This window comes from Albibacterium profundi (genome assembly GCF_042159835.1).
Lineage (GTDB): Bacteria > Bacteroidota > Bacteroidia > Sphingobacteriales > Sphingobacteriaceae > Albibacterium > Albibacterium profundi.
Genome location: NZ_JBBVGT010000002.1, coordinates 1,301,338 through 1,314,009, shown reverse-complemented (window position 1 = coordinate 1,314,009; position 12,672 = coordinate 1,301,338). Strand labels below are relative to the sequence as shown.

Below are 12,672 nucleotides of genomic sequence, written 5' to 3'. Positions count from 1 at the left end.
TTTGTGTAAAAATACGTCATTACGCCGTAATTGCAAAAAACCCCGAAAATAGATTCCGGGGTTTCACGCACATAACAAGTTTCAATGCCTAAGCATCCGACCGAGCTAAAATTTCAGGTTCACTCCCAACATAAAGTTTCTCGTTGCCTGTGGAAAATAATAATTATAGGTCTCTAGCTCACCTCCCGGATTATAATAACCAAACGTATAACCGGAAGCCTCATAAAGCTCATCAAAGATGTTATTAATCCTCAGCGTTATCCCTATATTTTTCACGCCTCTTATGGAGGTATTGTAACGCAACCGAAGGTCGGACACAAAGAACGGATCGATACTCTTGGCCTTGTCGCCCGTATTGTCCAGATACTGACGTGACACATATTTGCTGATCAAAGCCAGTTCCGCACGCTCAAAGGGCACATAGGCAAACTCGTTCGACAAAACCGTATTCGGCGACAGCGCTATATCCGTTGAAGAAAGGGTTTCCGATCTCTGCTCGGTCACCACCCAACTATCATCATACACATCTACGTAATACGTATAATCCTTAATCTTATTTTGACTAAAGGCTGCCGTTGCCCTCCATGTAAAATCTTCAACTGGCCGCCAACTCGCATCCAGTTCTACACCGATGCGATAACTTTGATCCACATTCTCCCTTACCGCAGCACCCACATCATTGATCTGACCGGTAAACACCAATTGATCTTTATAAAGCATAGCATAACCATTCAACCCGATGTTAAAATCGCGTGCCGATATCCGGTACCCCGCTTCAAAATCGGTTAAACGTTCTGCCGAAGGTCTACTGAGAACCGACGATTCCGTGAAATCGTCACGAACCGGCTCCTTATTAGCTATGGCGACCGATGCATACACCTGACTATTGTTATCAAAACTGTAACTCAAGCCCGCTTTCGGATTTATAAAATCATAATCCACCTGCTGATCCAGCATGCTCAGATCGTCATCGATGCCCTCCAACACATAATGTACCTTCCGATACTGCACATCACCGAACAAGTTCAAACTACCCAGACGAACATCACCTTTCGCATAGACATTAAAATCATTCTTCTCAGCGTCATTGATGTAATATCGATCACCCAGGTTCAAATCCGACGAATACCGCGCCCATATCACCTCACCATAATGGTCGCCCCGATATTCATTATAAGCACCACCAAGGGTCAAGTTCAGAGTCGCCGACGGCCGGTAATTTACAGAATAGGTTAAACCGTAAAAATAATTATCCAACCATCGCTGCCTTACCAAGTCGCTTGTCTCAATTGTTTCACCGCCGATAACCACAGGAGATAACTGGTAGTCCGCCAACGCATCATCTTCCTTAAACTCCTCATAATAGCCCTTTCCACGCGTATAGTGCAATGCCCCATTCAACAAGAACTCTTCGTTCAGCTGATTAGAATACAAAAGTTGATAGTGCGTCTGCGTATAGTTATCTGTTTGGTCTTCATAAGAAAACTCACTGTAGGTTCTGTTGGTTTCCAACAACTCTTCTGGAACCCCATTCCAGGCTTGGTAGGTTTTTTCCTTTCCGGAGAAAACATTCGCACGTAAAAAACTGCTTTTCCCATACCATGCTCCCGAAACGTAAAACGACTTCAAGTCGGAAAACGCATTATCCATATACCCGTCAGACTCAATCCGGGAAAGTCGCGCGTCAAAGGTAAACTGATCATTGATCAAGCCCGTTCCCAGCTTCACGGTATTCTTCCACGTATTATAGGAACCGAACGAATTGTCCAGTTCGGCATAGGCCGTATCAATTAGCTGGCTGGTCTGAATGTTAATGCTCGCGCCAAAAGCGCCCGCTCCGTTGGTCGACGTGCCCACACCCCGCTGAATCTGAATGTTATCTACCGACGATGCAAAATCAGGCATGTTCACCCAAAAGGAGCCCTGACTTTCGGAATCATTATACGGGATCCCGTTCACCGTCACGTTGATACGCTGCGCATCACTCCCCCGAATCCGAATACCGGTGTATCCTACTCCGGCTCCCGCATCCGAAGAAGCTACCACCGAAGGGGTTTGATTTAATAAATACGGGATATCCTGTCCTAAGTTGTTCTTAGCGATCTCTTCTTCCGACAAATTCTTATAGGTTGTCGCCGCATTTGCCGACGCTCGGGTCGCCTGAACAACCACCTCATCGGCCAAGAAGCTCGCTGGCTCCATCAGCACCTCAACCCGACGGTCATCGGGTACAATAAAACTTTTTTCTACCGATCGATAACCTAGGTAGCTCACCACCACCGTGTAGTGCCCTGACTCCAACTTGTTTAGTCGAAACTCACCTTCCGCGTTCGTCTGTCCGTTTAACGAGCTTTTTTTCAGTGCTACGGAAGCCCCAACAAGCAGCTCCTTTGTCTTTGCATCTCTCACCGAAATACGAACATCATTCTGTGCCAGCAACCATAACGGAAGCCATACAATCGCCATCAGCGCAATTGTCTTTTTCATCTTAAATTTGATTTTTTAATAAAACATAGCAGAAACAAGGGGTTCGTTACTGCACCTATTTTATTTTACCTTCCCTACGCCGGCATGACCCGGATCAGGTTCCCGACAAAACACAACTCAGAAAAGCCTGTTTTGCCGATGGGTATAATCTCAGCCCTGAAAATCGATTGTGTTTCAGGACACCCCCTCAGATGCTGCAAATATAAAACAATAATCCTATAAAAGAAAAATGGAGAAAAAACACTAATTTTGCAGCAAAAGCAGCATAATGTTAGAAAAATTACAAGCGATAAAGGAGCACTGGGAAGAGATTGAACGCGAACTGAGTAACCCCGCTACGGTTAGCGATATGAAACGTTTTGCCAAGCTCAATAAGGAATACAAAGATCTTGGTAAAATTGTAGACCAATATCATATCTATAAAAATGTGGTCAGCAATATCGATAGCAACCGCGACATCCTTGCCAACGAGAAAGATCAGGAACTGCGTGAGATGGCAAAAGAGGAGCTTGATCTTCTTTTAGAGCAAAAAGAAGAAATGGAAGAAAGCATCCGCGTTATGCTGATCCCGAAAGATCCCGAAGACTCCAAAAACGCCATGATTGAGATCAGAGGAGGAACCGGTGGCGATGAAGCTGCTTTATTTGCTGGTGATCTCTATCGCATGTATACCCGTTATTTTGAAGATAAAGGCTGGAGAGTCGAAGTCATGGACGTGACCGAAGGTACAGCAGGCGGCTATAAAGAGGTCATATTGAAAGTTACCGGCGAAGATGTCTACGGTACATTAAAATATGAATCGGGCGTACACCGTGTACAGCGTGTTCCGGACACGGAAACTCAGGGGCGTGTGCATACATCGGCTGCCTCCGTTGCTGTACTCCCAGAGGCAGAAGACGTAGACGTTGAAATCAACGCCGGCGACATCGAATTCCACACCTCTCGTTCAGGCGGTGCCGGTGGTCAGAATGTGAACAAAGTAGAAACCAAAGTACAGTTAACGCACAAACCTACCGGGATTGTCGTAGTTTGCCAGGTAGAGCGTTCTCAGCTTGCCAACCGGGAACTAGCGATGGAGATGCTACGATCCAAATTATATGAGCAGGAGCTACTAAAAAAGAATGGCGATATCGCTGCCAGAAGAAAGACCATGGTTTCATCAGGCGACCGGTCGGCCAAGGTCAGAACCTACAATTATCCGCAAGGTCGTGTAACCGAGCACCGTATCGGTTTGACACTTTACAATCTCCCGTCTATTATGGATGGCGAAATTCAGGAAATCATCGACGCTCTTCAGTTTGCTGAAAATGCCGAAAAAATGAAGGAGAGCGAAATTTAAAAATTTTTATCAAAAAATGTTGCGATATACAGAAATCGCAGTATATTTGCATTCCCAAAAGGGAAAAGGTCTGGTAGTTCAGCTGGTTAGAATACATGCCTGTCACGCATGGGGTCGCGGGTTCGAGTCCCGTCCAGACCGCGAAATCCTCGGAAGTCTCTTCCGGGGATTTTTTGTTTAAATGACATTTGTAACGACATTCAATAGTCCTCTACAAACCGCCGTTTAGCAGCCCCTATCCCGAAGAAGGTCATAATCACCGCCATTAGCATTAGAAAATAAAAGGAGATATTCCAGCTCGAATCCCAATCGTGCAACATACCGAAAATTGGCGGCCCGAAGGCCGCTATCAAGTAGCCTACCGACTGCGCATGGCCGGAAACCTTAATCGTCCCACTCGTTGTCCTACTTCGCAACGAGAAAAACAGGATCGAAAGACTAAACGCCAATCCAGTAGATATCCCCACCAGAATCACCGACAGATAAATAAATTCAGCCTTAAATATCAACAACATGACCAGACCTATCAGCATAAAAGCACCCGTAAGAGACACCAATAACTTCTGGTCTTTCATCTTCGCAGCGACAACCGGGCAGATAAACACAATAGGAGCCATGATCAATTGAAAAACGGAGAGCACCAATCCCGTTTTCGACTCCTCCATTCCATAGTCCACCAATACAGTCGGCAGCATCGCGATCACACAAAAGTATACCAAAGACTGGATACCCATAAACACACTGATGTTCCATGCCTGCCTCGAACGAAAAACATTAAAGCGTGCCTTTTCCGTTTCCGCTGTCTTTTCTTGCACCCTCCTGTTTCGTGCTGAAAACATCTCAATTCCCACCACCAGGAGCGCTGGTATAGACCAGACCAACCAAATACCCAACGAGCCCTGCCAGCCCAACTGCGTCCACTCCCCAATGGCAATACTAAAACCAGCAGCTAGCGCCGCAAACACGTTCATCGTCACCGAAAACACACCCGTCATCAGCCCGATTCGATTCGGAAATACCTTTTTGATATAGGCCGGCGTCATCACATTTCCAATACATATGCCCAAGCCAATCAACAAGGAGCCAACATAAAGCATGGTGACATTTCCAAGAACCCGGAGGTACAAGCCTATGAGCATCAAGACCACCGACAGCATCAAGTTATACAGAATGTTCGTTCGGGCACCTATTTTACTTACCAGCATGGAGCAGCCCGCAAAAACAAGCAGGGGTATCGACGTCAGCAGGCTACCTTGAACGTTCGTTAGGTTCAAGACGTCCATGATCTCGCTTAAAACGGGACTAACCGCCGTTATAGGCGAACGAAGGTTGCCCGCAATCAAGATAACGATGATAAGCCCGAATAGATGGAGCCGACTCTGCCCCTCTTTACCCATGAAAAGTCATTGTTATATTCAGTTATATTCACTTTGCGAAAGATGTTGTAATGAAAACACCTTGTATTTGTTATTTATCTATTAACTTTCTATTAGCTCCCTATCCCTCTCGTTCAAACAGGTGAAATCAGGGAAGCTACCGATAGGTATCCGCTGGTGACCCTTCGGTCATGTAATACGAGCCACCCAGCGGATACCGTCATGCCTTATCTAACTCTAATCTCGTTTAGGCATGTATTCATCGATGTAATGAATTGTAAACTCGGACACATCTTTGTCCGGATTCAGTGACGAGCTTGTAGAGTGCCTTTCCGTAAGGGATTTTAGGTAATCCTTGATAATCCACTCCGTAGGCATATTCCCAAATTCTCTCTTCCACATGAAACAAAAATGCTGCTTGAAACGTGACGCTGCTCGGCCGATTTTCTTAGTCGACTGCTTTTGATATTTCATTCCCATAATCATATACCTTATTTTATATGGAATAATGATTAGAGCATCCCCTTTGTTTAAAATTTCTTAAGGAATCACCTTTTTGTTACGAATCCGTTGTCTGGCGTAAAAAAGATCTCTTCTTACTTTTCATCGGCCGAAGGACCGTAAAGACCCGGAAGTGGGATATCCAGCATCCGCATATAAACCGTTAGCTGCCCGCGGTGATGAACGAGATGATTGGTAATGATATATCTGAAAGCACCCAATTTCGGCAGGTCTGAAAGCACATGGCTTCCGGCTTGTAATTTCCAGTTGGTCAACCAAAATTCATCAGTTTGCGCAGCCACAAAGTCTTTGTTTTTCTGCAAATTGTCTGCTAAGATTGCTTTCAGTTCTTCGATGGTAGTGGCCGTACTCGGCTGATAATCTGTGTGGAAATCAAAAACACCTTTAGACACCGCCAAATGCACCCAACTATGAAGTTCCACAATGTGCGATGCCAATTCTCCCAAAGTCATTGACTTCTCATGTGGCTTGTAATTCCAATGCTCGTTGGTGAGACTGTCCAAAATCCGTTTGGTGTTCTGCGTCTCATGTGTAATTTCTGCTAAAATACCGTCTTTAATGCTCATGTTATTTTTATTAAAGGCATAAATTTACGACTTATTTAATCATATCCGAAATAGGTATAACTGACGGCTTCTTGCCAGCAGCAGCTTTATTCTTATCCGTTAATTATTTTATTTTGGTAATCCGTAATAGTCGCAAACTGCCTGATAGTTTTTGAAATTCAATGTTGGCGCAGCTTTACTGCTCATCGTTATACTTTTAGTACCTCTAACAACGATTACTCGCAAACCGGTATATTCAAAACCAATTGCCTCTCTCGGCTGGCTTATAAATATTCTTGTATAATCTTGATAACCGTTAATATATACGGAATTGAATTCGCGTGACGGTATAGGAACCCATGTACTAGCTCTCTTGACATATACATACACCATGGCGCGGTCTATAATACTTTTACTGACAGGGATTTCAAACATATTTGAAAGCCTACCAACCGTAAACTTACCAAAGACATATTGAGTGACATTCGCGTTTCCATCCTTACCATTGGTACCGTCTTTCCCATCTTTCCCGTCTGCACCATCATTTCCTTTAGCGCCCTTTAGGTTGACGGGATCGCCCCAATCCACACCGACCTTAGGTCCAAATAGGTTATAGTTGGTTTTGTCAAGAAAGTAGTCACCCGGCTTACCTATTTTAGGACTAGGAAGCGGCGGCCGGGTCGGGCTAATTTGTTTCGCAAGAGCACCAGCATATATAGTGCTGCCATCTTTTCCGTTTACACCATCTTTACCATCTGCACCGTCCTTACCATCTGCACCGTCCTTACCATTCGTCCCATCCCTACCGTCTTTCCCCATGAGTACTACTCCCGGCTTTCCCCAGCCACCGCTGCTTTTCGGCCCATATAGGGAACCCGTTGTTTTATCTAGATAATAGTCGCCACTCCTCCCTATCTTCGCTTCAGGTGCTCCGTTTCCAGCAAAAATCACACTACCATCTTCGCCCGCCGGACCAATCTCTCCGCGTTCACCACGCTCGCCTCTTTCACCCCTTTCGCCACGTTCGCCTTGTGGCCCAATAGAGCCGTCTTTGCTGCATTGACTGAACATGACAACCGTCGCCATTGCCAGCATAAATAATCTTACTTTTCTCATCATTTTTATAGTTTACAATTTAACTTGATTATATTAAGCTATGATGTATAGCTACGGCTCAAAAGTCCAAAAGGGAAAGTGGACAATCAACAGCCATTGTGTAAACGCTCCAAGTCAGCGAGTATCTTGCGTGTTTAAATGATTAAGTGGTGGAAAGCGGGTCGATCAAGTCCACCTGACAGGATTCTCGGTCAAACCGTCTGTTTACTAAGTGGAATGAGGTCATACACTTTCATGACCTACGAATTTTTTGTCATATTAATGACTTGAAAATGAACCGTATATTTGACCAGCAACTGGTACAACTGAAAGGAGGAACAATCAACATGTGAGTAATAGACGTTACATTAATGGTGAACAGTGCGCCGTTTAATGTTCATTTGTCGGTTCATAATAAAGAATAACTGAACCACCGTTAAACGTTTTGGCCTTTATGAGTTTGAGAGTGGTCCTTTCATTTACGTTGTCGAACAATGAGGAACCTTTCTAAACAGCGTTGAGATTGTACAGTATTCATTTCATTGTTTTATTTTTGGGAAAAACATAGAATCTTAATAACATGTCGAAAACAAAACTTACAATAAACAACAACGGATCAGTGAAAATAGAAGGCGATTTTGAAATCGTAGATAAAAATGGAAATGCCTATGGACTGCAAGGTAGAACCGTGCTTTCAATTTGCCGCTGCGGACTTTCAAAAAATAAACCATTTTGTGATGGTGCCCACAAGGGGCATTTTGAGCATGAAGCCATTGCGTTCGATCTTCCGCCGAGGAAGATATAAGAATACATATTATCGGTTGTCAGCTTTAGCACGCCGAATAGCCATTACAGGATGATAATGAGCCTAGATAGATCGATGTACCTAAGGAGATAGAGAGTTTATGAAGATAATACCAAATCAGCACTTGTCAGCTTCACATTTGGTAAGTCATCAAACTCAATCAACAACAGTGTCCTATGAATATGCCTTTTAGACGGATTAAAACAACAAAACCGATTTCCCATTAACAGAAAATCGGTTTTGTTGACTAATGATCATTAAATCTACACAGTTTCACTAACTTCCTCTGATACTGGCGCTTCCTCATTCAAATACCTTTCGAGGCTATCATCCATTTCGTCCATCCAAGGGGTATGATGCGGTGCGGCTTGGGTGCCGTCCATAACGGATGTATAAACCTGGTCTCGGTAATTCAGAATGTTTACTTCCTTGTCATGTAGCCAGCTCTTAAACATGGTAGCTACTTTATCCAAATCAAAAGGTGGGTAGTCTGTAAACTGGATCAAATCCTTGATATAGTCTGTCTGGAAATCTACATGATCTTCGCCACTCGCCGTCTTAGCCTCATTATCAATCCATTTCTGTATATCCACATCTCGCTCCTCCTTGTTCGGCAACGGGATGCGTCCTAGCATATAATCCCTTGCAAACCATGCCTGTGTGTCAAACATGTTGAAAGTGTAGTACTGATCCTGCATGCCAAGGTATATCAGGCGTTCATTTTCGTTATAAACGACCCCTTTATATAAATTCCCAGGATACAAGCAGTTTTTAGTTTTAAGTCGCAGCTCGTCTGGCAGGAAAGGAAATTTATGTTGATAGCCCGTACACATAATCACTGCGTCAAACTCTTCTGAAGTTCCGTCGGAGAAAAAGGCTTTATTTCCTTCAAAATGGGTTATCAATGGTTTCTCTACAATGCCGTCCGGCCATTTGACTCCGATTGGTGCACTACGATATGAAATTGTGATGGATTTGCTACCATGTTTGTAGCACTGTACACCAATATCTTCTGCAGAGTAGCTGCTACCTACAAGTAATAGTTTTTGATTGATAAACTGATCCGCTCCCCTAAAGTCATGAGCGTGCATAACAGTTCCCGGGAACTCGTCAATGCCCTCAAAATAAGGCATGTTAGGCGTAGAGAAATGTCCGGTTCCAACAACCAGATAGTCAAAGTACTCCTCGAAGGTCTCATTTTCTACCAGGTTATCAAATACGACACGAAACTGTTGTTTGTCTTCTAAGTAATCAGCCCAACGCGCTACGGTATTGAACTGGATAAAATCACGTGCATTACTTTTTTTGATACGCCCTTGAATATAATCAAAAAGCACTTCTCTGGGCGGATACGAAGAGATGGCTTGACCAAAATGCTCGGTAAACGTATAATCTGCAAATTCTAAACATTCTTTCGGACCGTTTGACCATAAGTATTTGTACATGCTACCATGGATAGGTTCGCCATACTTACCGACGCCTGTACGCCAGGTATAATTCCACATTCCACCCCAATCCTCTTGTTTTTCATAACACTTAACTTCAGGAATAGGGTTTCCTTTTTTTTGCTCAGATTCAAAGGCCCTTAGCATGGCAAGCCCGCTCGGACCAGCCCCAATAATTCCAACTTTAAAATTAGTCATATCGAATTTTTATGCATGCAAAAGCATGCTGTTAATAATCTTATTAATCCAAATCAAACGATTTTCAGATATCCCAAAATGAGATATGCTCAGGTGAGAATTGCTTCTCATAAAACACAGCTACAGTAGTGTAGCCCTAAAGAAATTTGTACGAAATTTACGGTTGCAAAAATCAACGGTAATTTTTCGAAGTCACGAATATACACAATATTCCCACGAAAAGCTAATATATCGCCGTTAATGGGCCTGTTTTAGCCGTTAACTTATCTCATACGACTTACTTATTCAACTTATCGACCTGGATGGCGATAAATTTCGGCAAATAATTAGGTGTACATTTTTTGGCAACGATTTCATCCTTGTACAGCCCGGTACGTTCTCCCAGCGCAACGCACCGCGAACGATATTTCTTCTCAAAGATTCCAATTTGAGCCGCTGTGAAGTTCATAGCCCATTGTACTTCCGGTACTTCTTTTTCGATGCTTGCCTCAATTTTGGAAAGTAATTCTTCGCTATTGGGCGGCGGTGTTTGCCCTACCCACCGTAAACGGGCCTGGTAATACCAAAAGATTCTCCGTTGCAATGAAGATTGACTGTTCTCCCAAGTTTCCATCAATGAAATCGTCTTCTTGTCTTTGGAAAGCTGATTTGCCATTAACCAGTCAATTAATTGAAGTTTCTCATCCTCGCTATGGTGTCGAATGTCCTGATCTAACTTATTAATGAGTTCTTGTGAAAGCTGTTTTTTATCCATAATCAGAATGGCCAACTGTCGGGATAAAAATTGGCCGGTTGACCACAACTCCATAGCCAGTTCATGGTCTTTCTTAATTTCTTTGGCAATTTTTCGCAGATCTCCTAACCTGGTTTTGGTACTAATTTGATCCAAGATGTCTTGAGCTTGTGAAGAGTATTTCATATCTATCATTTTAGATCAGTTTTATGATTGGCTCTACCAAATATACGAGCTTCTCTGTTAAACGTCAAAAAGTAAACGATATCTCGAGTTTCTTTCATCTTAGCAAAGGTATAAACGGCTTCTTTCCATGGTACACCGTCGCCGCCAAGGGATAACTGTTCTTTAATAATTCTTCTAGCTTCCTCCCTAATCGTAAGAAAACCTACATGTTGGAGTTCATCTATGACTGCCGTCTTTCCAACTCCTGGTCCACCCGTAATGATATAAAAATTATTATTTCTCACATGTAAATCTAATAACTATTGATGAACGATATCTCGGTCGGTTTATAAAACTCTGTAACCTTTCCAAATTTCGTTTACTCTAAATAAATAGTACTAGAACTTAAAAAAAACAAAACGGTTTATTGCAATGCTATGGCGGAAAAAGTAATGGAAGCATTAAGTATTTGTAGGGATTATAACTATTTATTATTTCCACTTAAGATCCGAAGAAGTCTTTTAGGGTTCTGATGGTTATCCCAGAAAGCGGTGATAATTATTTCTTATGGTTAGAATCTTATCAATAAGTCCGTTACGTATTTTATCAACTGTTGCCATTTCGGTAAGCTACGATTTTTTGGTTATACACATATGAAATTGCCAGAATGCCTAACACAACCAAAGGCATCATCATAAAACCGATGTTCTTATCCACACAGGCATGACTTATGAAAGCGAAGATCAGGTTGAAGGTAAGCCCCGCATAAGCCCACTCCTTTAGTTTTGCCGGGGTTTTGGGATAAGCGATTGCAATAACACCGAGCACTTTACAGACAATTAGTGCATAGGCAAAGTAGTCAGGATAACCTAAGGGTTTTGTACCTATAGTTGCTTGCTCTGGTGCAAACAACAAGGTGCTTAGTGGCATAACGCCCTCCCAGAGGACTATGAGAATGGTTGCCACCCAGAAAATAACTTTATTCTTCTTCATATTCTTAATTATGAAATGGTTTGCATTTCAAAAATAATACAAAGCACAAAAAAGTAACAGTCGTAATTACGACATTTTTAAGAGTAAATTGTGACAGGGAAGCTTAACACACGTAACTTTCTGAAAACAATATAGTGTGTCAACTCTTTACTATTGTGATCGTTCATTTCAAACTCAGCCTGATGAAAGTAACTCTCCCAATAGCCAACAGCATAGCCTTGATCGTTACGATCGTGGTCAATTATCTTTCTAATACAGGGATCTTCAATGGTAATACCATGGAGACTATCTCAGATAAGTACTCTAATCTCTTTACGCCTGCAGGATATGCTTTTTCGATCTGGGGCCTCATCTACTTGGGCTTGTTAGGCTTCGTTATACACACTGGACGAGGGGTCTTCGATAAACAGAAGGCAGAACCGATTCTGCTTAAAATTGGTTGGTGGTTTGTTCTTTCCTGTCTAGCCAATTCGCTATGGGTTATCACCTGGCTTTATGACTATACTGGCATTTCGGTCTTAATCATGCTCTTCCTTCTTATATGTTTGCTCAAGATAATAGTGAACACGAGAATGGAGTTAGATCATCATCCGCTTCCCAAGTACCTATTTATATTTTGGCCATTTGCACTATATTCTGGATGGGTATCTGTTGCCTTAATTGCGAATATCGCGGCCTGGTTAACGAAGATCAATTGGGATGGATGGGGGTTCTCGGAAATAAGCTGGGCGATTGTCATGATTTGTGCCGCCGGTCTGGTGAATATCCTGATGATCACGATACGAAATCTTCGCGAATTTGGTGCGGTTGGTATTTGGGCGTTAATTGCTATCTCTGTGGCCAACAACAACAATGAGGGTAGCTCTACGGTCGTATACGCGTGTTATGCCGTCGCGCTACTGATACTGATCAGTATCATAATAAACGTTGTGAAAAATAAGCGCCGCCATATCCAAAGCATTTGATATA

At 42.9% G+C, this 12,672-nt stretch carries 12 protein-coding genes and 1 tRNA gene; 4 read left to right on the top strand and 9 right to left on the bottom strand.

Features of this window, described 5'->3' with window-relative positions; genetic code table 11:
- Positions 1–105: 105 nt before the first annotated feature.
- A complete protein-coding gene (locus WKR92_RS07260; protein WP_375557157.1) occupies positions 106–2,487 on the bottom strand; it encodes a TonB-dependent receptor in 2,382 nt (793 codons plus the stop codon).
- A 268-nt stretch (positions 2,488–2,755) separates the two neighbouring features.
- On the opposite strand from WKR92_RS07260, the gene prfA reads away from it, so the two are divergent.
- Both prfA and WKR92_RS07250 read left to right on the top strand, forming a co-directional pair.
- Positions 2,756–3,826 (top strand): peptide chain release factor 1, encoded by a 1,071-nt coding sequence (gene prfA / locus WKR92_RS07255; protein WP_375557156.1) that lies wholly within the window; start codon positions 2,756–2,758, stop codon positions 3,824–3,826.
- Positions 3,827–3,893: 67 nt separating this feature from the next.
- Positions 3,894–3,967 (top strand) — tRNA-Asp (locus WKR92_RS07250).
- Positions 3,968–4,026: 59 nt separating this feature from the next.
- Here the strand turns inward: WKR92_RS07250 and WKR92_RS07245 are convergent.
- The 4 genes from WKR92_RS07245 to WKR92_RS07230 all read right to left on the bottom strand — a co-directional run bounded on the left by WKR92_RS07245 (position 4,027) and on the right by WKR92_RS07230 (position 7,388).
- Positions 4,027–5,223 carry a CynX/NimT family MFS transporter gene (locus WKR92_RS07245; protein WP_375557155.1) on the bottom strand — a complete coding sequence of 399 codons (1,197 nt, stop codon included), beginning with the start codon at positions 5,221–5,223 and terminating at the stop codon, positions 4,027–4,029.
- Positions 5,224–5,439: 216 nt separating this feature from the next.
- Positions 5,440–5,676 (bottom strand): hypothetical protein, encoded by a 237-nt coding sequence (locus WKR92_RS07240; RefSeq protein WP_375557154.1) that lies wholly within the window; start codon positions 5,674–5,676, stop codon positions 5,440–5,442.
- A 122-nt stretch (positions 5,677–5,798) separates the two neighbouring features.
- Complete coding sequence (locus tag WKR92_RS07235; RefSeq protein WP_375557153.1) at positions 5,799–6,290, bottom strand: DinB family protein; 492 nt, start codon at positions 6,288–6,290, stop codon at positions 5,799–5,801.
- Positions 6,291–6,398: 108 nt separating this feature from the next.
- Positions 6,399–7,388, bottom strand: a complete 990-nt coding sequence (locus tag WKR92_RS07230; RefSeq protein WP_375557152.1) for a collagen-like domain-containing protein — start codon at positions 7,386–7,388, stop codon at positions 6,399–6,401.
- Positions 7,389–7,944: 556 nt separating this feature from the next.
- Here WKR92_RS07230 and WKR92_RS07225 point away from each other — a divergent pair.
- Positions 7,945–8,169 (top strand): CDGSH iron-sulfur domain-containing protein, encoded by a 225-nt coding sequence (locus tag WKR92_RS07225; RefSeq protein ID WP_375557151.1) that lies wholly within the window; start codon positions 7,945–7,947, stop codon positions 8,167–8,169.
- A 263-nt stretch (positions 8,170–8,432) separates the two neighbouring features.
- Here WKR92_RS07225 and WKR92_RS07220 read toward each other — a convergent pair whose 3' ends face one another.
- The 4 genes from WKR92_RS07220 to WKR92_RS07205 form a co-directional block, all read right to left on the bottom strand.
- Positions 8,433–9,812 (bottom strand): trimethylamine monooxygenase, encoded by a 1,380-nt coding sequence (locus WKR92_RS07220; protein WP_375557150.1) that lies wholly within the window; start codon positions 9,810–9,812, stop codon positions 8,433–8,435.
- Positions 9,813–10,089: 277 nt separating this feature from the next.
- On the bottom strand, positions 10,090–10,731 hold the full coding sequence (locus tag WKR92_RS07215; RefSeq protein WP_375557149.1) for a DNA alkylation repair protein: 642 nt from the start codon (positions 10,729–10,731) through the stop codon (positions 10,090–10,092).
- 5 nt (positions 10,732–10,736) lie between these two features.
- Entirely contained in the window at positions 10,737–11,015 is a 279-nt protein-coding gene (locus tag WKR92_RS07210) for an AAA family ATPase (RefSeq protein WP_375557148.1), read from the bottom strand.
- Positions 11,016–11,316: 301 nt separating this feature from the next.
- Positions 11,317–11,703, bottom strand: coding sequence for a DoxX family protein (locus WKR92_RS07205; protein ID WP_375557147.1), 387 nt, complete (start codon positions 11,701–11,703; stop codon positions 11,317–11,319).
- Between the two features lie 182 nt (positions 11,704–11,885).
- Here WKR92_RS07205 and WKR92_RS07200 point away from each other — a divergent pair, with 182 nt between their 5' ends.
- Positions 11,886–12,668, top strand: a complete 783-nt coding sequence (locus WKR92_RS07200) for a TspO-related membrane protein (RefSeq protein ID WP_375557146.1) — start codon at positions 11,886–11,888, stop codon at positions 12,666–12,668.
- Positions 12,669–12,672: the final 4 nt, after the last annotated feature.